Source organism: Mycobacterium kyogaense (assembly GCF_003254575.1).
GTDB lineage: Bacteria > Actinomycetota > Actinomycetes > Mycobacteriales > Mycobacteriaceae > Mycobacterium > Mycobacterium kyogaense.
On record NZ_QJUA01000006.1, the window covers coordinates 139,124 to 158,327 of the forward strand.

Consider the following 19,204-nt stretch of genomic DNA (forward strand, 5'->3'; position numbering starts at 1 on the left):
GGTGGACCACGTGGACACCGGTCAGTTGGCGGCCCTGGCGGCGGTGGTCGAATACGGCAGCTTCGACGCGGCCGCGGCCCACCTGCACGTCACGCCGTCGGCGATCAGTCAGCGCATCAAAGCCCTCGAACAGCGCACCGGGCAGGTCCTCGTGATCCGCGAGAAGCCCTGCGCTGCAACCCCTGTGGCCGCACCGCTGCTCCGGTTGGCGGCGCAGACAGCACTGTTGCAGACCGAGGCGCTGGCGGAGATACGCGGCGGGCCGGCCGCCCGCCCGCGGATCGCGTTGGCCGTCAATGCCGATTCGATGGCGACGTGGTTCACCGGCGTCTTCGCCCACCTGACCGATGCGCTGCTCGACATCCGCATCGAGGACCAGGACCTGTCGGCGCGGCTGCTCCGCGAAGGGGTGGTGATGGGTGCGGTGACCACCGAGAGCGCCGCGGTGCCCGGGTGTCGTGTGCAGCCTCTCGGCATCATGCGCTATCGGCCGGTGGCCACCCGGGCGTTCGTCGAGCGGCACCTGTCGGACGGGTTCACCGCCGAGGCCGCCGCCGCGGCGCCGTCGTTGGCCTGGAACCGCGACGACGCCCTGCAGGATCAGCTGGTGCGTCAGGTGTTCGGCGCAGACGTGCGCCGACCCGTGCACTACGTGGCGACTGCAGCGGGGTTCGGTGCGGCCGTCCATGCCGGGCTGGGCTGGGGGATGTACCCCGAGCAGTTGATCGACGCGTCGTTCACGCTCATCAGCGACGAGCACCTCGACGTCCCGCTGTACTGGCAGTGCTGGAAACTCGACAGCGCCACCGTGGCGCTGGTGACCGACGCGGTGAAGTCGGCGGCGACGGGCCTGCTGCCGCCGCGGTGAGACCGGCCGGGGACAATCGTGGCCATGGATGCGCCGGTCAGGGTCAGAATCCTCGGCGTCGGGATGGGGCCTGCCCACGTGACACGCGAGGTCGCCGACGCGCTGAGGTCCGTCGACTACGTGCTGGCGGCCGACAAGACCGACCCCGAGGCCGACCTCAGAACCGACGAGGACCCCCTGCTCGAGCTGCGCCGCGCCGTTGTCAGTGCCTTCCCCGGACCGGACGGACCCGCCGAGGTCGTCGCGATCACCGATCCGCCGCGCGATCGCTCCGCCGGGCTGACCGCTGCGCAGTACGAATCCGCCGTCGCGGACTGGCATGCGGCCCGCGCCGCCCGCTATGCCGACGTCCTGCGCCGCCGCGGCGGGACGGCCGCGTTCCTGGTGTGGGGCGATCCATCGCTGTACGACTCGACGATCCGCATCGTCGAACACGTGCGGGCTCTCGGCGTCGACCTCGACTACGACGTGCTGCCCGGCGTGAGCGCACCGGCACTGCTGGCCGCGCGGCACCGCATCGTGCTGCATGAGGTCGGCCGGTCCGTGCACGTCACCACCGGACGGCGACTGCAGGAAGCGGTCGCGGCGGGGCTCGACAACATCGTCGCGATGCTCAACCCTCCGCCGCACCGCCTCGACTTCACCGGGCTGCACGAGTGGACCATCTGGTGGGGCGCCAATCTCGGCGCACCGGGGGAGCAGCTGCTGTCGGGCCGGCTCGGTGACGTCGAACCGCTGCTGCCCGCCGCGCGCGCTGCCGCTGCGGATACCGACGGCTGGGTGATGGATCTCTTTCTGCTGAGGCGCACCTGATGGCAGGCCTGCTGATCGCCGGTACCACCAGTGACGCGGGCAAGACCCTGGTCACCACCGGGTTGTGCAGGGCACTCGCGCGCCGCGGGGTCAGCGTTGCCCCGTACAAGGCGCAGAACATGTCCAACAATTCGATGGTCGCCGACCCCGGCGTGGAAATCGGCCGGGCGCAATGGATTCAAGCGCTGGCGGCCGGTGTGACACCCGAGCCGGCGATGAACCCGGTGCTGCTCAAACCGGGCAGTGACCGGCGCAGCCACGTCGTGCTGATGGGCCGGCCGTGGGGAGAGGTGTCGTCGGCGGATTGGCTCCAGGGCCGGCGCGCACTCGCCACTGCCGCCCACGCCGCATACGACGAGCTGGCCTCCCGCTACGACGTCGTCGTCGCCGAGGGTGCCGGGAGCCCTACCGAGATCAATTTGCGCGCAGGCGATTACGTGAACATGGGGTTGGCGCGCCACGCTGGAATGGCCACCGTGGTGGTCGGCGACATCGACCGCGGCGGAGTCTTCGCCGCATTTCTCGGCACGGTGGCCTTCCTCTCGTCAGAGGATCAAGCCCTGATCGCCGGCTTCGTCGTGAACAAGTTCCGCGGTGATGCGACTCTGCTGCAGCCCGGCCTGGACTCTCTCGAAAAGGCCACGGGCAGAAGGGTTTACGGAACACTGCCCTGGCAGCCCGATGTGTGGCTGGATTCGGAGGACGCCCTGGACCTGGGGGGCGTCCGCCGCCCCCGGCCGGGTGCACGCCGCGTGGCGGTGATCCGCCTGCCGCGGATCAGCAACTTCACCGACGTCGACGCGCTGCGGCTGGAGCCGGAGCTCGACGTGGTGTTCGCCTCGCACCCCAGCGCGCTGGCCGACGCCGACCTGATCGTGCTGCCGGGTACCCGGTCCACGATCGCCGACATGGCCTGGTTACGCGCACGCGGACTGGCCGACGCGGTGATCGCCCACGCCGCCACCGGCCGGCCGCTGCTGGGCATCTGCGGCGGCTTCCAGATGCTCGGCGGCGTGGTGCGTGACCCTGCCGGCGTCGAAGGCGAGCCCACCGAAGTACCCGGTCTCGGGCTGCTCGACGTCGAGACCGACTTCGTCGCCGAGAAGACGCTGCGCCTTCCTCGCGGAACCTGGCTCGGTACACCGGCATCGGGCTATGAGATCCACCATGGGCGGGTGGCGGTGGGGAGCACGGATGACGATTTCCTCGCCGGTGCGCGCCGCGGCCGCATCTTCGGCACGATGTGGCACGGAGCCCTCGAGGGCGACGCGCTGCGCAGTCGATTCCTCCACGAGACGTTGGGGGTCGCGCCGTCGGGTGTCTCGTTCACCGCGGCGCGGGAAAGCCGGCTGGACCGCCTGGGTGACCTCGCCGAGCAGCATCTCGACGTCGACGCGCTTCTCGCCCTGGCGCTGCGAGGTGCACCGGCGGATGTGCCGTTTCTCCCGCCGGGGGCGCCGTGAGAATCCTGCTGTTGGGTGGCACCGCGGAAGCTCGGGCACTGGCCGGCATTCTCACCGCCACCGACCATGTCACCACCTCGTTGGCGGGTCGGGTCGCCGATCCTCGTCTGCCGGTCGGTGAGGTGCGCATCGGCGGATTCGGGGGTGTCGACGGGTTGTGTTCTGCGCTGGCACATTTCGAGGTCGTCGTGGATGCGACGCACCCGTTCGCCAAGACGATCTCGAGCAATGCGGCAGCGGCGTGTGCGCAACGCGGGGTGCCGCTGCTGCGGTTCGAGAGGCCGGGCTGGGCCGACCGCTCCCGCGATTCGTGGCACTGGACCGCATCGCACGACGATGCGGCGACGGTGGCCGCACGCCTCGGCCGGCGACCGTTTCTCACGGTGGGGCGGCAGGAGATCGCCCGGTTCATTCCCGCCCTGCGCGATCACGCCACGCTCGCACGGGTGGTGCAGGCCCCTGACGAGACGCTGCCGCCGGCGTGGCGGTTGGTGACCAGTCGCGGCCCCTATGCGCTGGCCGGCGAACTGGCGCTGATGCGCGACCATGCCGCCGACGTGCTCATCACCAAGGACTCCGGTGGCGAGTTCACCTGGCCCAAAATGGAAGCCGCAGAGCAGCTCGGCGTCCCGGTCGTCGTGGTCGCCCGCCCCGCCCGCACCGCGGGCGTGCCCACCGTCTCCGACATCGACGACGCCGTCGCCTGGGTGCGGGCTCTCTCTACGATGAGCCGGTGAGGATCCTCGTCACCGGCGGTGTCCGCTCGGGCAAGTCCCGGCACGCCGAAGAGTTGCTCGCCGACGCCGACGCGGTCACCTACGTCGCCCCGGGCCGGCCCGCCGACGGCCAGGATCCCGACTGGGATGCGCGGGTGGCCGCCCATCGCGCGCGCCGGCCGGCGCGCTGGTCGACCGTCGAGACCGCTGACGTGGTCACCGCCCTCGGGAGCACGGAGGGTGCCGTGCTGCTCGATTGTGTGAGCACCTGGGTGGTCGCCGTCGTCGACGAAGCCGCCCTGTGGGAGGCAGATTCGGCGCATGTGCACGCTGTTGTCGGCGCCCGCACCGACGCGCTGTGCGAGGCGCTGCAGCGCACCTCTGACGCTGTGGTGGTGACGAACGAGGTCGGTCTGGGCGTCGTGCCTGCCCACCGCTCCGGCGTGTTGTTCCGGGATCTGCTGGGCACGGTGAACCAGCGCGTCGCGGCCGTGTGCGACGAGGTGCACCTCGTGATCGCGGGCCGGGTCTTACGGCTCTAGAGAGTGTCACCGCGCGCGGTAACGCTCCTCGTGCACGACGGAGGAGAGTTGGCTGCGGGCCCGCCAGCCGAAGCGTTCGAGGTCGGGCACCTCGGGAACGTCGACGACCGGACCGACGCACAACCAGGCGACCGGCCGGACGTGGGCAGGCATACCGACCAGGGTCCGCAGGAAGTCCTCGCGAAAGAACGACACCCAGCCGACGCCGAGATCCTCGACAGTGGCTGCGAGCCAGAGGTTCTCGATCGCGCACACGACGGAGTAGAGCCCGGCGTCGGGGATGGCGTGGCGGCCGAGGACCTGCGAACCCCCGCGGGTGGGGTCGTAACCGACGACGATGCCGAGTCCGGATTCACAGATCCCCTCGATCGTGATGCGCGAGAACGTCTCGGCGCGTTCGCCGGTCAGCGTCGAGGCGAAGACCTCACGTTCGGTCGCGACATGGTCGCGGAACGCTCGGAGCGTCTCCGGTGAGCGCACCAGGACGAAATCCCACGGCTGGCTCATGCCGACCGACGGAGCGGCGTGGGCGGCCAGCAGTACGCGCTCGAGGACGTCGTCCGGTACGGATTCGCCGGTGAACTCACGGCGCGTGTCGCGGCGCCGCCGGATGACGTCGTACAGGTCGGTCACGGTCGGATGGACCGATCCCGCGCCGGGTCGTACAGATGGCTCTCGCCGGCGCACGGATCGCTGCGTTCAGCCAGCGCTCGACCCACCAGAATGACTGCGGCGTAACGAAATCCAGCGTCCTGTACGGCGTCGGCGATGTCGGACACCGTCCCCCGCAGCACGACCTCCTGTGGTTGGGAGGCGCGGTACACGACGACCACGGGGCAGTCCGCTCCGTAGTGGGGAGTCAGTTCGGCCATCAGTTCCCGTATCCGGGTGATCGCCAGATGCAGCACCAGTGTGGCGCGGGTGGTGGCGAACGCGGCGAGCGTTTCGGTCTCGGGCATCGCGGTGGAGCGCTGCTGGGTGCGCGTCAGGACCACCGACTGCGCGACCAGCGGCACGGTGAGCTCGCGTCCCACGCGTGCGGCGGCGGCCGCGTAGGCGGGGACGCCCGGAGTGACCGCCCACGGCACGGCGGCCGCATCGAGCCGCCGGGTCTGCTCGGACAGCGCCGAGTACACCGACGGATCGCCCGACACCAGTCGCACCACGCGGCGCCCGGCCCGGTGGGCGGTGACGATGCGCTCGACGATGTCGTCGAGGTCGAGTTCGGCGGTGTCGACGAGTTCGGCGGCAGGGGAGCAGTGCGCGAGGACCTCGGGATCGAGATAGCTGCCGGGATAGAGCACGACCTCGGCGTCGGCCAGCATGCGTGTGGCCCGCACCGTCAGCAGATCGGCGGCACCCGGGCCGGCACCGACGAACTGAACTGCCCGGTCGTCATCCATCGACCCGAAGTGTAGGACAGGGCTCCGGCGCCGCTGGTTCCTCCAGGCCCCCGACGCGTCCTGTCGCGCGAGCCACCAGCGGGCTCAGCGCCGCGGCGACCGCGAACAGTGTCGCCGCCGCGACCGCACCGGCGGGACCGTGCGCGTCGGTGGCCGCACCGGCGGCTGATGTGCCCAGCGCGGCGCCGATCAGCGCGCCGCTGTGCAGCCACCCGAACGCCTCGGTGGCCACGTCCTCGTCGACGTCCTGCGACACCATGAAGTACAGCGCCGACATCGCCGGTGCGAAGCCCATGCCGGAGACGAACAGGGCACACATCTGCAGCGCCAGGACGTGGGTGAGCCCGAACGCCGCAGTTCCCACCGCCACGACGGACAGGGCAGTGACGACGCCGCCCAGGCCGAGGCGGCGGTGCCCGAAGGTGAGGCCGCCCAGCACGGATCCGACACTGGCCAGCGCGATGGCAACGCCCGCGGTGAGGCCACTGTTGCCGTGCTCGGCCACCACTCCGACTTCCAGCGCGGTGAACGAGCCCACGAGCGCGCACCCGGCGACCATGGCCAGCAGCACGCTGCGGCGGCCCAGGACCCGGCGACGACCACGGGCGCGCGGACCCGAGCGGGGACGCAGCCCGCGGGCGCTGGCCAGGAACCATGCCGTGCCCACCACCGTGATGGCGGCCGAGGCGATCAGTGGCATCGCCGTGGACACCAGTGTCGAGAGGGCCATGGCCGCCACGGGACCGATGACCCAGATCATCTCCTGGGCGGTGGTGTCGAGCGCGAAGAGCGCGCGCACGCCGTCGCGGGGCAGCATCTGCGGGTACAACGCGCGGACGACGGGCATCAGGGGCGGCACCGACGCCCCGACCAGCAGGCCGAGCGCCATCAACGGCGGACCCGAGAAGGTTGCGAGCGCGAGTCCGAGCATGCTGGCGCCGTTGACCGCGGCGCAGATCGCCAGCGTTGCCGTGGTGCGGTCACCCCGACCGGCCATACGTGACGTGAGCGGCATGGCGATCGCTTCGCCGACAGTCAGGCAGGCGACCACCACTCCTGCGGTGGCGTAGGAGCCGGTGCGGTGCTCGACGTGCACGAGGATCGCCAAAGAGAGCATGCCGAGCGGCAGCCGCGCGAACAGCTGTGCCGCGGTGATGTTCGGGACGCGGGGCACGCGGAACAGTTCCCGGTAGATCCCCATGCGCGGACTGTACCGTCCAGACGGTGTAGTAAACCACCGGGTTTTAGGCTGGCCCCATGTCCTCGCGTGATCGCATCCTCGATGCCTACGCACAACTGCTGGCAGAAGAGGGCGAGCGGTTCGCCACCGTGGACGCGGTGGCGGCGCGCGCCGGGGTGTCCAAGGGCGGGGTCCTCTACCACTTCCCCTCGAAGGATCACCTGGCCGGCGCGGTCTGCGAGCGGCTGGAGACGCTTGCCGCCGAGGACGCACTCCAGATGCGCGTCGCCGAGGAGGGGCCGGCCCGCTACTACGTGAGGTCGTCCCACTACGCCGGCACCCCGCTCGACCGGATCCTGGTCGCGGCGTCCCGACTGCGGCAGGCCGGGGATCCCCGCGCGCGTGCCGCCATCGAGTCCGCCGCCGCCGAGTGGCTGTCGATCCTGCACGAGGCGATCGGTGACCTCGACACGGCGCGGGCGGTCAAGCTGATCGGTGACGGCCTCTACTACAACGCGCTGCACCGGGCCCTCGGCGGGCATCTCGTCGCCTCCGATGCGGACGAGGATCTGCTCTCGGTGATCGACCGGATGATCGCGGCCGCTGCTCAGCGGTGATCAGCCGAGGGCGAACCGGCCGGCGAAGCCGCGCAGAGGCAGGTCGGCGCTGGTCAGGATTCCGGGGGGCGCGGCGACGACGGACTTGATGGCGTTGATCGCGGGCATGCCCGTCACCGTCATGCCGATGGACGCGAAGTTGTCGGGGTTCGACAGGTCGACACCGGGTTTCGGGAAGATCATGTGCTTGTTGTAGATGCACGGATCGCCCTTGATCTGGGTGATGTAGCAGCCCTTGATGTCCCAGCTCGGATCGGTGTGGGGTGTCATCTGCCATTCGAGATGTGTTTCGACACGGGGGATTCCGTCGACCGTGCCGACGTAGCGGATGTAGCTACCGCCCAGCGAGCCTTTGGGCAGCTGGTACCACCCCAGATCGACGTCCTTGGTGCATGCGCCCAGCTCGAATTCGAACCTGACCTCGTCGAGCGTCACGCCGAAGCAGTCCGCCATCATGTAGACCGAGTCGGCGAACACCTCCGTGTACTTGCGCAACTTGCCCGGGATGCTCGGATCGTCGACCGGCAGGCCGTAGCCGACCTCGATCCAGGTGTCCCTGCTGTGATGGCATGACACGTCGACGGATTCGAGCGTGACGATGTGCTCGATCTCCGCGACGTCGGCCGAGGCGACGACGCCGAGAATCTGATTCACGCCGGGGTTCATGCCGGTGCCGTAGAAGGTCGATCCGCCTCTCCGGCAGGCTTCGGCGAGTAGCTCGGTCACCTTCTTGCCGGAATGGTGCGGATGGTTGGTGTCGCGGTGGTAGCCGGTGATCCAGTCCGCTGTGGTGACGATGTCGATGCCGGCTTCGAGCACCCGCACGTAGAGGTCTTCGTCGGGGAAGACGCCGTGGAAGGTCACGACATCGGGTGCGGCAGCGATGATCTCCTCGACAGTGCCGGTGGCGATGACTCCGTTGGGCGCCAACCCGGCGAGTTCACCGGTGTCCTTGCCCACCTTCTCGGGTGTGTAGCAGTGCACGCCGATGAGTTCGAGATCCGGCTGGGTGGCGATGCGCTTGATCATCTCCGAGCCGACGTTGCCGGTGGCGACTTGGAAGACCCGGATGGGGGTGGCGTTCGTCATCTGCTCATTCAGCCCTTCTGTCGTGCCGCATTGACTTCAGCGGCACTGCCGCCGATGCCGTCTGGATAGAACTGGCGTGCCCACTCGCGAATCGCGGTGAAGCCCTGCACTTCTGAGGTCGCCAAGGCGGGCGGGTCCGAGTACCGCTGGTGCGACCAGATGAAGATGTCCTGGGTGAATTGTCTGATGACCTCGTTGCCGAACTGCTCGGCCTTGATGCGTGCCTTCTCCGGGTCGCGGGGCGCTCGCTTCGGCTTGCCGATGTAGGTCATGAACCGGACATCGGAGGTGCGGTCGTCGACCGGGGTGACGCAGGAGATCGTCCGGTTGTCGATCATCCCCCAGCTCTTGGTTACCGCGATGCCGAGACCACCGTTGATCGCCTGTACGCCGCTGCGGACGTCGTCGATCACCTGCTCTTCGTCTCCGTCGAAGGTGATCGTGAAGTCGACGTAGGAGATCGGTTGGTCGAAGTCGTGTCGGGTGAAGACCGGGTTGATCGGTGTCTCGTGCACATAGCGGAAGTGTTCGACGTCGACGCCGTTCTCCAGCACGTACTGCGGATGCATCTCGTGGCCCTGTTCGAAGAGCCGTTGCTGGGGGTAGTAATCGTCGACGCTGGAGCCGTCGTCGAAACTCGCGAACACGTCGGGCGCGTCGAAGAACGGCTCACGGCCGTGTACGTCATGCCAGATGTAGACGGAGGCATTGCGTTCGACGACGGGGAACGACGGGATCCGCCGGCCTCGGTTGGGTCGCTTCTCGTAGGGAATGCAGACATTGCGACCCTCGGTGTTCCACTGCCATCCGTGAAACGGGCATTGGATCACCTCCCCGGTCACGCGACCGCCGAAACCCAGGTGTGCACCGAGGTGTTCGCAGTACGCATGCATCACCGACAGCTCACCGGATTCGGTGCGCCATCCGATCAGATCCTGGCCGAAGTAGTGCATGCGGTGGACGTTGCCGGCACCGATCTCGTCGGACCACGCCACTTGGAACCATCCGGTCGGCGTCATCGACAACGGCGGCTTGGCCACGGCGATCCCCTTCCGCTCCTCGGCGATGACTCTAGAAAAAGTTCATAGAGGTGTCAATGAATCTTGGTGATCCGGCGATAAGATGGCTCGATGCCGCTACCTGACAGCGCGGGCCGCACGGCGAACCGGCGTGGAAGAGCAACGCGCCGAGCGCTGTTGAGCGCGGCGGTGGACGCCCTGGCCACCGGCGATCCCGCGGCGGTGTCGGCCAATCGGATCGCCAAGGCGATCGGGGTGACGTGGGGGACCATCCAGTATCAGTTCGGGGATGCCGACGGATTCTGGGCCGCGGTGCTGCACCACACCGCGGAACGCCGCGGCGACACCGTCACGGCGTCCGACAGCGGCGCCTCGCTGCGCGCTCGCGTCGCGGGCATCGTCGACACGCTCTACGACGGGCTGGAGTCTCCCGACTCCCGCGCCATCGAGAATCTTCGGGCCGCGCTGCCTCGTGACCCCACCGAGCTCGACCGGCTGTACCCGGCGACGGCGGCCGAATTGCGTTCGTGGGGGCAGACCTGGGCGGACATGTGCCAGAGGGCGTTCGCCGATCTGAACGTGGATCCCGATCGGGTGCACAAGGTCGCGATGTTCATCCCGGGTGCGATGCGCGGGCTGGTCTCGGAGAAGCAGTTGGGCAGCTTCAACGATCTCGATGTCGCGCGGGATGGTTTGACGAGCGCGATCGTGGCCTACCTTGCCGGCTCGGACGCGACGGGGTGACCCGGATTCGATCAGGTGCGTGGTGGGCCCGTCGTGCCGCGGACCACCAGTGTGGGCTCCAGCACGACGTCCCTGCTGGGCACCGGCGCGTCGGTGAGCATCGCCACCGCGAGTTCCACTGACCGGCAGGCGATGTCGGGCGCATCCTGGTGGATCGTGGTCAGATCGATGCGAGGGTTCTCCGAGATCCGGTTGTCGTCGTAGCCGACAAGCGAAACATGTTCCGGCACAGAGATGCCTGAACGCGTGAACACGTCGAGGATGCCCAGGGCGCAACGATCGTTGCCTGCCAGCACCGCCGTCGGGAGTTCGGACGCGGCCAGCATGGCGTGGGCTGCTGCTGCACCCGCTTCTTCGTTGTGAGCGCCTGCGATCACGGCGGTCTCCGCGGCCAGGCCGTGGGCGCGCATCGCGGACCGGTAGGCGCGGGAGCGGTCGGCCGAGCCCGGATCGGAGCCGCCGTCGACGTGGTGGATGCGGCGGTGGCCAAGGCTCGCCAGATAGTCGATCGCCTGCCGAATTCCCCTGCCGTCGTTGGTGCGTACCGTCGCGAGCGGAACATCGTCGGTCAGCCCCGGCAGCCGGCGACACGCCACCACCACCGGTACCCGCTCGGCCATCCGCACCAAGTCGGACTGGGCGGCGTACGGACCCAACAGGAGCAGCGCGCCGCAACGATGGCTGAGCAGCGACTCCACGACAGCCCCTTCGGTGCGGTCCGGGAGATTGGCCGAGAGCAGCACCTCGTAACCGAGGCGTTCCGCGGCGGGATAGATCGACGTGACCATTTCGGCTTGGAAGAGTTGGCGGACGTCGATCATGACGCCGAGGGTGCGACTGCGCCCCTGCGCCAACAGTCGGGCCGCAGAATCGGGCCGGTAGCCGATTTCTTCGGCGATCGCGAGAACACGCTGGCGGGTCTCGTCACTGGCGCCTGGTTTGCCGTCGAGGATGAAGGAGACCAGCGTGCGGGACACCCCGGCGCGTTCGGCGACGTCAGCCATCGTGGGGCGACGCTGACGCGCGGTGCTCACAGGCGAGATCCTTCGGGGGAGTGACGGTTGACACAGTTGCGGGCTGACGCCCATAGTAGACCTCACGCGCGTTACTAACGCGCGTTAGGCGAAGTGGCAGAGAGAACCGATGAGAGGGGCATCCGTATGAGCAGCATTCGCGTCGGTTCCGCGCCGGATTCATGGGGAGTCTGGTTCCCCGACGATCCGCAGCAGACGCCGTATCGCCGTTTCCTCGACGAGGTCGCCGCATCGGGCTACGAGTGGATCGAACTCGGCCCCTACGGCTACCTGCCGACCGATCCGGCCACGCTGCGCGAGGAGCTCGACTCACGGGGGCTGAAGCTCTCCGCCGGAACGGTTTTCGAACATCTGCACAAAGACGATGCATGGGAAGCGGTGTGGACGCAGATCGAGGACGTCGCGCGGTTGACTGCCGCAGTGGGTGGCACGCACGTCGTTGTCATCCCCGAGATGTGGCGTGATCCGTCGACCGGGGCGGTGCTCGAAGACCGGGTGCTCACCCACGAGCAGTGGCGTAAGAAGACCGAGGGCATGAACGCACTCGGCAAGGCGATGTTCGAAACCTACGGTGTCCGTGCGCAATACCATCCGCATGCCGACTCCCATGTCGACACCGAGGACAACGTGTACCGATTCCTCGATGGGACGGACAGTCGCTATGTGAATCTCTGCCTGGACACCGGTCACATCTCCTACTGCGGCGGCGACAACATCGCGATCATCCGCCGCGCGCCCGAACGCATCGGGTATCTGCACCTCAAGCAGGTCGATCCCGAAGTGCGAGCCAAAGTCGAGGCCGAGGACCTGCCGTTCGGCGAGGCCGTCAAACTCGGCGCGATGATCGAGCCACCGCTGGGGATTCCGGACATGCCGCCCCTGCTGGCCGAGATCGAGCGTCTCGGCATCGACGTGTTCGCGATCGTCGAGCAGGACATGTACCCGTGCGAGGTCGACGCCCCGCTGCCCATCGCCCAGCGCACCCGCACATACCTCGGGTCCTGCGGCATCCCGTCCGTCACCTTCCGTTAGGAGCGCCTGCAATGTCCGACTTGAGAATCGCCGTCCTCGGCGTCGGCCTGATGGGCGCTGACCACGTCGCCCGTATCCAATCCCGCATCTCCGGAGCGAGGGTGGCCGTGGTCAACGACTATGTGACCGACAAGGCCGAGCAGCTCGCCGCCGGCATCCCCGGCTGTCGCGCGATCGTCGATCCGCTCGATGCGATCGCCGATCCCGACGTCGACGCGGTACTGCTCGCGACCCCGGGCCCGACGCACGAGAAACAATTGCTCGCTTGCCTCGAGCATCGCAAGCCGGTGCTGTGCGAAAAGCCCCTCACCACCGACGTCGAGACCTCACTGGCAGTGGTGCGCCGCGAAGCCGAACTCGGCGTACAGCTGATCCAGGTCGGCTTCATGCGACGTTTCGACGACGAGTACGTCGAACTGAAAGCGCTCATCGACGGTGGCGAGCTCGGCGATCCCCTTCTCCTGCACTGTGTGCACCGCAACCCCGCCGTGCCTGACAACTTCGACTCGGCGATGACCGTGCGCGATTCGCTCGTCCACGAGGTGGATGTCACCAGATTCCTCCTCGGCGAGGAGGTCACCTCGATCCAGATCGTCACACCGACACCGAATCCCGCCGCGCGCCAGGGATTGTTCGATCCGCAGATCGCGATTCTGCGCACCGCCGGCGGCAAACACGTCGACGTCGAGCTGTTCGTCACCACCGGAGTGGCGTACGAGGTGCGCACCGAGCTGGTCGCCGAAAAGGGCAGCGCGATGATCGGTCTCGATGTCGGTCTGGTGCGCAAGAGTGCCCCCGGTCATTGGGGTGGAACCATCAGCCCGAGCTTCACAGAGCGTTTCGGCCGCGCCTACGACGTCGAGCTCCAGCGTTGGGTCGATGCCGTCCACCGTGGCGGCACCACGGGAACCTACGTCGACGGCCCAGGCGCCTGGGACGGCTATGCCGCGACCGCCGTCTGCGAAGCCGGAGTGCAGGCTCTGCAGTCCGGACAACCCGTCGCGGTGAGCATGGTCGAGCGCGCGTCGATCCAGGAAGCGTGGCACCGATGAAGATCGCGCTGGACCCCACCCCGTTCCATCACGATTACTCGCTGCTCGAGTTTCCCGCGCTCGTCGCCGAATTGGGTTACGAACACCTACAGCTGACCCCGCATCGTGACTTCATCCCGTTCTTCAACCACCCGCGCGCCGATGACGGATTGGTGGCGAAGTTCCGGAAGGCCTGCGCGGATGCCGGGGTGGGCATCGCCTCGGTCCTGCCGGTTCTGCGGTGGTCAGGCCCCGATGAGGACGCCCGTGAGGCGGCGGTGCGGAACTGGAAACGCGTCGTGCAGATCACCGTGGATCTCGGTGTCAACGTGATCAACACCGAGTTCTCCGGACGCCCGGAGAAGGCCGAGGAATCCGAGCGGGCGTTCTTCCGCTCGATGGAGGAACTGCTGCCGCTCTTCGAGCGGGAGGGCATCGACGTGCGAATCGATCCCCACCCCGACGATTTCGTGGAGGACGGCCTGGAGGCGATACGCATCATCCGGGGTGTCAACTCATCGCACGTCGGGATGGTCTACGTCGCATGCCACTCGTTCCATATGGGCGGCAATATGGCGGAGATCATGTCGGAAGCGGGAAACCTGCTGCGGCTGGTGCATGTCGCCGACACCATGGACCACCACCGCTCGCACGGTCTGCGCTACATCACGAATCCGCCAGGAAACCCCGTCCGAGTGCATCAGCACCTCAGGATCGGTGACGGCGACGTCGACTGGGACGGATTCTTCAGCGGCCTCGGCCGGCTCGGCTTCTACGACAGAGACGACTCCGTGATGGTGTCGAGTGTGTTCGCCGAAGACGAAACGGCCCACGAGGTGTCGCGCTACCAGCTGAAAACGATGGCCGAGTACGTGGAGAAGTACCGGTGACGCCATTGCGGGATGGCGGCGCCGCGTACGATCGACCATGTCGAGACCAGGCGAAAGCACAATGCTGCCGAGCGACGTCGCCTGCTGTGCGACGCCGCCATCGCGTTGTTGGCCGAACAGGGACCACGCGGGCTGAGCCACCTCAAGGTGGACCGGCAGGCCGGCGTGCCCGACGGCACCACGTCGTTCTACTACCGCACCCGCGCTGCGCTGTTGCACGGAGTCGCCGACCAATTGGCGCGTTATGACGCGGAGACGTTCACAGAGTTGTTCAAGGACACCCCGAACAGCACCGGGCGAGTCATCGCGGGAATGCTGGCCGATCAGCTTCTGTCCGTCAGACATGAGCCGCAGCTGTCACGGACGCGGGCCCGTCTGGAACTGACGATGTCGGCGCGCCGCGATCCTGGCATCGCTTCGGGCTTTCGGCAGATCTCGGAGAGCCATCGGGCACTGGCCGAGCGGTTGGTGCTCGCCCTGCACCACGACAACGGTCTCGACGTGGATCACGCGCTGTGCGACGAGCAGACTTCGGTGCTGATGGCCTACCTGGGCGGCCAGACGTTCGCCATGGCCAACGATTCTCCCGACGTGCTGACACGGCAAGACATCGAGCGCCAGATCCGCGCCGTGATCACGGGCGTGGCGGCCGAGCGCGCGGCACGTCAGACGCCGAGCAGCGATTCCAGTGGCGTGCGGGCGAAGTAGATCGCGAACCCGGCAGCGACCACCCAGAGGAGCGGGCTGATCTCGCGTGCCTTGCCTGCGGCGGTTCGCATCACCACCCACGAGATGAACCCGACGCCGATGCCGTTGGCGATGGAGTAGCTGAACGGCATCACGGCCACGGTGAGGACGACGGGCAGCGCGACCGAGAACTCCGAGAGGTCGATGTGGCGTAGATGCGAGACCATCATCGCGCCGACGATCACCAGTGCCGCCGCGGCCACCTCCGTCGGCACGATGGATGCCAGCGGAGACACGAACATGGCCGCCAAGAACAGCACGCCGGTGACCAGGTTGGCCAGTCCGGTGCGAGCGCCTTCTTCGATGCCCGCTCCGGACTCGATGAACACCGTATTCGACGACGACGACGTCGCGCCGCCGACCACCGCGCCGGCACCCTCGACCACCAGCGCGGCCCGCAGACGCGGGAAATTGCCCTGCGCGTCGGACAATTCGGCCTCGCGAGACAGCCCGGTCATCGTCCCCATCGCGTCGAAGAAGTTCGCGAACACCAGCGTGAAGATGAGGACCACCGCGGCGATCACGCCGATACGGCTGAAGCTGCCCAGGCTGAACTCTCCGACGAGCCCGAGATCGGGCATCGCAAAAGGAGATCCGGACAGTGCAGGCACCGACAGTGACCACCCGCCGGGCTTGTCGGTGGCCGATCCGAGGTGCCAGATGGCTTCGATGATGACGGCCAGGACCGTGCCGGCAACCAGGCCGATCAGGATGCCGCCCCGCACCCGGCGGGAGACCAGGATGCCCGTCAGCAGCAGCGTGAGGATGAACACCAGCGTCGGTACGGTCGTCAGCGATCCCAGGCCGCCGCTACCCAATCCGACTGGGGGAGAGGGCAATTTGGTGGAAGAGATGAACCCCGAGTCGACCAGCCCGATGAACAGGATGAACAGCCCGATACCGGCGGTGATGGCCAGTTTGAGCGGCATCGGGACCGCATCGAAGATGAGCCGGCGCAATCCGGTCACCGCCAGCAACACGATGATCACACCGTTGATGACCACCAGGCCCATCGCTTCGGCCCAGGTCAGTTCACCGACGACGGTGGTGGCAAGGAACGAGTTGATGCCCAGTCCTGCGGCGAACGCGAACGGCAACCGTGCGATCAGACCGAACAGGATCGTCATCACGCCCGCTGCCAGCGCGGTGGTGGCCGACACCTGCGCGAAGTTCAGCGACTGACCGCTGACGTCCTTCGGGCTCGACAGGATGATCGGGTTCAGCACGATGATGTAGGCCATCGCGATGAACGTGACCACGCCACCGCGTATCTCGGTGTCCAGCGTCGACTGGCGGGCCGTGATCTCGAAGAAGCGGTCCACTCGGTTCATCGGCGGCTCAGTACTGCGATGTCGGGGACGCAGCTGCAGCCGGAGCCGGCGGCGGGGCCACCGGCATGCACAGACCGGTGTTCAGGTCGAGTGCCTTGCCCGGAAGGCAGAACGGCGTGCATCCGTAGACGACGCCGGTCTGGCCGGGCGGGCACGAGCCGGGGGGCTGTGCGACGGCGCTCGGTGCCGCGGAGAGAGCCACGACCGGCACGGCAAGGGCTGCGGTGATCATCGCCGCTCCCAGAAGTCGTTGTCTACGAGCCATTCTCGTCCCCTCTCAACGTGGCTTCCCGGTGGCGACGCGTGGTCCCGGTGTGTCGGTCACGGCGTCGAGCACGAGTTCGGCGACCCGAGCCCGGTGGTCTTCTGCGCTGCCCAACAGCGCGGCGTTGGTGTAGGCCCGTTTGTAGTACAGATGGGCCTGGTGCTCCCAGGTGAACCCGATACCTCCGTGCACCTGGATGGTGTCGTTGGCCACCCGGGTGAGGGCCGCCGAGCACACTGCCTGGGCGATGCTCACGGCCAGCGCCGGGTCGTCGGTGCCGTGGGCCAGCGCCCAGACCGCGTGATAGGCGGTCGAGCGAGCGTGCTCGACGGCGACCAGGCCGTCGGCCAGCTTGTGTTTGACCGCCTGGAACGACCCGATCGGGCGGCCGAACTGCAGACGGTTCTTCGCGTAGTCGACGCTCAGATCCAGCAGATGCTGTGCCGCCCCCACCTGTTCGACCGCGAGCAGTGCCGAACCCACGTGCAGCGCATGGGCGATCACCCGGTCGGCGTCCTCCGGGTCGGCGATCAGCTGTGCCGGCGCGTCGGACAGCGTCACGGTGGCCTGCGGACGGGTGGGATCCAGCGTCGTCAGCGGAACCCGCTGCACATCAGCAGAATCCGTGGCGACGGCGAACAGTGCGGTGCCGTCCGGGCCGTCGGCGGCGACGAGGATGAGGTCAGCGGCTCCGGCGTCGACCACCCCGTCCACCGTCCCGGTGAGGCTCCATCCCTCACCCGCGGGCGCAGCGGTGACATCGCCGATCGCGAACGCGGCGGTGCGTGTGCCATCGGCGAGGGAGTCGAGCAGAGCAGACGGCGCCGATGCCGCGACGAGCGCCGGGATGGCGAGGTACACGGTGCCGACCAGCGGGCCCGGCGCGAGTGCCGCACCGAGTTCCTCGATGGCGACCGCTTGATCGATCAGCGTCCCGCCCGCGCCGCCGGCGGATTCGGGCACTGCCAACCCGAGCACACCGAGCTCGGTGCCCAGCCGCGTCCACACCGCCGGGTCATACGGCGGATCGGACTCCATGACAGCGCGGATCGCGCGTTCGTCGATGCGCTCGGCGCAGAACTTCCGCACCGCGGCGCGCAGCTGCTGCTGCTCGTCGGTGAAGACGAACTCATCACCCGGCGACACCTCAGCATCAGCTGTGCCCTTGGGCTGATCCGCAAGCTCCTCAGCTGTGCCCTTGGGCTGATCCGCAAGCTCCTCAGCCACGCGGGATCTCCTTCCACGCCATTCCCGCATCCGCCCGCAGATCACCGGGCAGGCCGAGCACCCGCTCGCCGAGGATGTTGCGCATCACTTCTGATGTGCCGCCTTCGATCGTGTTCGCCCGGCTGCGCAGGAAGCGCTGCTGAATGGGGCCGCGGTGATCGTCGGGATCGCCGTCCCCCGCGCCGTACCCGCCGTAGAGCAGGCCTTCGGGGCCGAGGAAGTCCATACAGAACTCGTAGATGTGCTGATTGAGCTCCGCGCCGACGAGCTTGCCGATCGACCCCTCCGGGCCCGGACCGCCCACCGTGGCCGAGGCGCGCGACCGCTCCGAGGTCAGCCGTTGCGCCTCGGCCCGCAGCCACAGACTGGTGAGGCGGTCGCGGAGCACGGCAGTCTGCCGTTCGGGCCGCGACGACCACAGGTTCACCGCGTCAGCGATCGTCCCGGCGCCGCGCCGACTCCCGCTGGCGCCCAGTGCGCTGCGCTCGTTCATCAGCGTCGTCATCGCCACGCGCCAGCCGTCACCGACTCCGCCGAGCCGGTGGGTGTCGGGAATCCGAGCGTCGTTGAAGTAGACCTCGTTGAACTCGGCGTGGCCGGTCATCTGTCGCAGCGGGCGGGTCTCGACGCCCGGACCGTGCATGTCGACGACGAAGTAGGTCAGGCCCTTGTGCTTGGGCGCATCCGGGTCGGAGCGGGCGAGCAACAGCCCCCACCGGGCCCGGTGCGCCAGGCTGGTCCACACCTTCTGACCGTTGATCACCCAGGTGTCGCCGTCGCGCACCGCGGATGTCGCGAGCCCGGCGACATCGGAGCCTGCGCCCGGCTCGGAGAACAACTGGCACCAAATGTGCTCGGTGGTGGCCAGCGGCCGGAGCAATTCACGGCGCACGTCGTCGGTCTGGGCGTGCTCACGGATGGTCGGCGCGGCCATGCCGTAGCCCATCGGATTGAGGCCGAGGGGGACAGGTCCGCCGGCGCCCTGCAGGATGCGATCGGCGACCGCCTGCATGCCACGGGACACGCCGAGCCCGCCGAATCCTTCGGGGAAATGGACCCACGACAGCCCCGCGTCGAAGCAGGCTCCGAGGAATTCCGGAATGGGCACCGCTCGTGGATCGTGCTCGCGCATCACCCGGTGCGCGGCCTCGGCTACCCGGTCAGCATCGACGGCAGTGCCCATACGAGCACCT

The 19,204-nt window shown here is 68.1% G+C and carries 21 protein-coding genes; 11 read left to right on the forward strand and 10 right to left on the reverse strand.

Features of this window, described 5'->3' with window-relative positions:
• The first annotated feature begins 1 nt into the window (after position 1).
• From DMB80_RS06910 to DMB80_RS06930, 5 genes are read left to right on the forward strand one after another with little or no spacing between them, the layout of a single operon-like run.
• Complete coding sequence (locus DMB80_RS06910) at positions 2-868, forward strand: LysR family transcriptional regulator ArgP (RefSeq protein WP_111509167.1); 867 nt, start codon at positions 2-4, stop codon at positions 866-868.
• A gap of 24 nt (positions 869-892) precedes the next feature.
• The gene (gene cobF, locus DMB80_RS06915) at positions 893-1,681 is read left to right on the forward strand and encodes a precorrin-6A synthase (deacetylating) (RefSeq protein WP_111509168.1); all 789 of its coding nucleotides are present in this window, start codon (positions 893-895) and stop codon (positions 1,679-1,681) included.
• Positions 1,681-3,144, forward strand: a complete 1,464-nt coding sequence (locus tag DMB80_RS06920; protein WP_111509169.1) for a cobyric acid synthase — start codon at positions 1,681-1,683, stop codon at positions 3,142-3,144. The genes cobF and DMB80_RS06920 overlap by 1 nt, the downstream gene beginning before the upstream one ends.
• Positions 3,141-3,881: a cobalt-precorrin-6A reductase gene (locus DMB80_RS06925; RefSeq protein WP_111509170.1), complete on the forward strand. Its 741-nt coding sequence runs from the start codon at positions 3,141-3,143 to the stop codon at positions 3,879-3,881. The genes DMB80_RS06920 and DMB80_RS06925 overlap by 4 nt, the downstream gene beginning before the upstream one ends.
• The gene (locus DMB80_RS06930) at positions 3,878-4,402 is read left to right on the forward strand and encodes a bifunctional adenosylcobinamide kinase/adenosylcobinamide-phosphate guanylyltransferase (RefSeq protein ID WP_111509171.1); all 525 of its coding nucleotides are present in this window, start codon (positions 3,878-3,880) and stop codon (positions 4,400-4,402) included. The genes DMB80_RS06925 and DMB80_RS06930 overlap by 4 nt, the downstream gene beginning before the upstream one ends.
• A gap of 6 nt (positions 4,403-4,408) precedes the next feature.
• Here the strand turns inward: DMB80_RS06930 and bluB are convergent, their stop codons facing one another.
• Genes bluB through DMB80_RS06945 form a run of 3 tightly spaced genes read right to left on the reverse strand, consistent with a single transcriptional unit; the run spans position 4,409 to position 7,006 of the window.
• Entirely contained in the window at positions 4,409-5,035 is a 627-nt protein-coding gene (bluB, locus tag DMB80_RS06935; protein WP_111509172.1) for a 5,6-dimethylbenzimidazole synthase, read from the reverse strand.
• Positions 5,032-5,805, reverse strand: coding sequence for a precorrin-4 C(11)-methyltransferase (gene cobM, locus DMB80_RS06940; protein ID WP_048421651.1), 774 nt, complete (start codon positions 5,803-5,805; stop codon positions 5,032-5,034). Before cobM ends, bluB begins: the two co-directional genes overlap by 4 nt.
• Positions 5,798-7,006 carry an MFS transporter gene (locus DMB80_RS06945; protein ID WP_111509173.1) on the reverse strand — a complete coding sequence of 403 codons (1,209 nt, stop codon included), beginning with the start codon at positions 7,004-7,006 and terminating at the stop codon, positions 5,798-5,800. The genes cobM and DMB80_RS06945 overlap by 8 nt, the downstream gene beginning before the upstream one ends.
• 56 nt (positions 7,007-7,062) lie before the next feature.
• Between DMB80_RS06945 and DMB80_RS06950 the strand changes: the two genes are divergently transcribed.
• Positions 7,063-7,602: a TetR/AcrR family transcriptional regulator gene (locus DMB80_RS06950; RefSeq protein WP_111509174.1), complete on the forward strand. Its 540-nt coding sequence runs from the start codon at positions 7,063-7,065 to the stop codon at positions 7,600-7,602.
• Here the strand turns inward: DMB80_RS06950 and DMB80_RS06955 are convergent, their stop codons facing one another.
• Entirely contained in the window at positions 7,603-8,691 is a 1,089-nt protein-coding gene (locus DMB80_RS06955; protein WP_111509175.1) for an NAD(P)H-dependent amine dehydrogenase family protein, read from the reverse strand.
• 8 nt (positions 8,692-8,699) lie between these two features.
• Positions 8,700-9,731 carry an aromatic ring-hydroxylating dioxygenase subunit alpha gene (locus DMB80_RS06960; RefSeq protein WP_162938437.1) on the reverse strand — a complete coding sequence of 344 codons (1,032 nt, stop codon included), beginning with the start codon at positions 9,729-9,731 and terminating at the stop codon, positions 8,700-8,702.
• A gap of 90 nt (positions 9,732-9,821) precedes the next feature.
• Between DMB80_RS06960 and DMB80_RS06965 the strand changes: the two genes are divergently transcribed.
• A complete protein-coding gene (locus DMB80_RS06965; RefSeq protein ID WP_111509176.1) occupies positions 9,822-10,454 on the forward strand; it encodes a TetR/AcrR family transcriptional regulator in 633 nt (210 codons plus the stop codon).
• An 11-nt stretch (positions 10,455-10,465) separates the two neighbouring features.
• On the opposite strand, the gene DMB80_RS06970 is transcribed toward DMB80_RS06965, so the two are convergent.
• Positions 10,466-11,458, reverse strand: a complete 993-nt coding sequence (locus DMB80_RS06970) for a LacI family DNA-binding transcriptional regulator (RefSeq protein ID WP_111509177.1) — start codon at positions 11,456-11,458, stop codon at positions 10,466-10,468.
• Between the two features lie 156 nt (positions 11,459-11,614).
• On the opposite strand from DMB80_RS06970, the gene DMB80_RS06975 reads away from it, so the two are divergent.
• Genes DMB80_RS06975 through DMB80_RS06990 form a run of 4 tightly spaced genes read left to right on the forward strand, consistent with a single transcriptional unit; the run spans position 11,615 to position 15,149 of the window.
• Complete coding sequence (locus DMB80_RS06975) at positions 11,615-12,520, forward strand: sugar phosphate isomerase/epimerase family protein (protein ID WP_111509178.1); 906 nt, start codon at positions 11,615-11,617, stop codon at positions 12,518-12,520.
• Positions 12,521-12,531: 11 nt separating this feature from the next.
• Positions 12,532-13,572, forward strand: coding sequence for a Gfo/Idh/MocA family protein (locus DMB80_RS06980; RefSeq protein WP_111509179.1), 1,041 nt, complete (start codon positions 12,532-12,534; stop codon positions 13,570-13,572).
• Positions 13,569-14,441: a sugar phosphate isomerase/epimerase family protein gene (locus DMB80_RS06985; RefSeq protein ID WP_111509232.1), complete on the forward strand. Its 873-nt coding sequence runs from the start codon at positions 13,569-13,571 to the stop codon at positions 14,439-14,441. The genes DMB80_RS06980 and DMB80_RS06985 overlap by 4 nt, the downstream gene beginning before the upstream one ends.
• Before the next feature lie 12 nt (positions 14,442-14,453).
• Positions 14,454-15,149, forward strand: a complete 696-nt coding sequence (locus DMB80_RS06990) for a TetR/AcrR family transcriptional regulator (protein ID WP_240431040.1) — start codon at positions 14,454-14,456, stop codon at positions 15,147-15,149.
• Here DMB80_RS06990 and DMB80_RS06995 read toward each other — a convergent pair.
• From DMB80_RS06995 to DMB80_RS07010, 4 genes are read right to left on the reverse strand one after another with little or no spacing between them, the layout of a single operon-like run.
• On the reverse strand, positions 15,107-16,519 hold the full coding sequence (locus tag DMB80_RS06995; protein WP_111509180.1) for an NCS2 family permease: 1,413 nt from the start codon (positions 16,517-16,519) through the stop codon (positions 15,107-15,109). The two genes, DMB80_RS06990 and DMB80_RS06995, sit on opposite strands and share 43 nt — an antisense overlap.
• A gap of 7 nt (positions 16,520-16,526) precedes the next feature.
• Positions 16,527-16,751 (reverse strand): hypothetical protein, encoded by a 225-nt coding sequence (locus DMB80_RS07000; protein ID WP_240431041.1) that lies wholly within the window; start codon positions 16,749-16,751, stop codon positions 16,527-16,529.
• Positions 16,752-16,796: 45 nt separating this feature from the next.
• Positions 16,797-18,011 (reverse strand): acyl-CoA dehydrogenase family protein, encoded by a 1,215-nt coding sequence (locus DMB80_RS07005; RefSeq protein ID WP_240431042.1) that lies wholly within the window; start codon positions 18,009-18,011, stop codon positions 16,797-16,799.
• Positions 18,004-19,194: an acyl-CoA dehydrogenase family protein gene (locus DMB80_RS07010; protein ID WP_111509183.1), complete on the reverse strand. Its 1,191-nt coding sequence runs from the start codon at positions 19,192-19,194 to the stop codon at positions 18,004-18,006. The genes DMB80_RS07005 and DMB80_RS07010 overlap by 8 nt, the downstream gene beginning before the upstream one ends.
• Positions 19,195-19,204: the final 10 nt, after the last annotated feature.

Bases quoted from the DNA above. Each gene is read 5' to 3' on its own strand.
- cobF (WP_111509168.1), top strand. From the start codon at position 893: ATGGATGCGCCGGTCAGGGTCAGAATCCTCGGCGTCGGGATGGGGCCT.
- DMB80_RS06920 (WP_111509169.1), top strand. From the start codon at position 1,681: ATGGCAGGCCTGCTGATCGCCGGTACCACCAGTGACGCGGGCAAGACC.
- cobM (WP_048421651.1), bottom strand. From the start codon at position 5,805: ATGGATGACGACCGGGCAGTTCAGTTCGTCGGTGCCGGCCCGGGTGCC.
- DMB80_RS06945 (WP_111509173.1), bottom strand. From the start codon at position 7,006: ATGGGGATCTACCGGGAACTGTTCCGCGTGCCCCGCGTCCCGAACATC.
- DMB80_RS06950 (WP_111509174.1), top strand. From the start codon at position 7,063: ATGTCCTCGCGTGATCGCATCCTCGATGCCTACGCACAACTGCTGGCA.
- DMB80_RS06955 (WP_111509175.1), bottom strand. From the start codon at position 8,691: ATGACGAACGCCACCCCCATCCGGGTCTTCCAAGTCGCCACCGGCAAC.
- DMB80_RS06965 (WP_111509176.1), top strand. From the start codon at position 9,822: ATGCCGCTACCTGACAGCGCGGGCCGCACGGCGAACCGGCGTGGAAGA.
- DMB80_RS06970 (WP_111509177.1), bottom strand. From the start codon at position 11,458: ATGGCTGACGTCGCCGAACGCGCCGGGGTGTCCCGCACGCTGGTCTCC.
- DMB80_RS06975 (WP_111509178.1), top strand. From the start codon at position 11,615: ATGAGCAGCATTCGCGTCGGTTCCGCGCCGGATTCATGGGGAGTCTGG.
- DMB80_RS06980 (WP_111509179.1), top strand. From the start codon at position 12,532: ATGTCCGACTTGAGAATCGCCGTCCTCGGCGTCGGCCTGATGGGCGCT.
- DMB80_RS06985 (WP_111509232.1), top strand. From the start codon at position 13,569: ATGAAGATCGCGCTGGACCCCACCCCGTTCCATCACGATTACTCGCTG.
- DMB80_RS06990 (WP_240431040.1), top strand. From the start codon at position 14,454: ATGGCGGCGCCGCGTACGATCGACCATGTCGAGACCAGGCGAAAGCAC.
- DMB80_RS06995 (WP_111509180.1), bottom strand. From the start codon at position 16,519: ATGAACCGAGTGGACCGCTTCTTCGAGATCACGGCCCGCCAGTCGACG.
- DMB80_RS07000 (WP_240431041.1), bottom strand. From the start codon at position 16,751: ATGATCACCGCAGCCCTTGCCGTGCCGGTCGTGGCTCTCTCCGCGGCA.
- DMB80_RS07010 (WP_111509183.1), bottom strand. From the start codon at position 19,194: ATGGGCACTGCCGTCGATGCTGACCGGGTAGCCGAGGCCGCGCACCGG.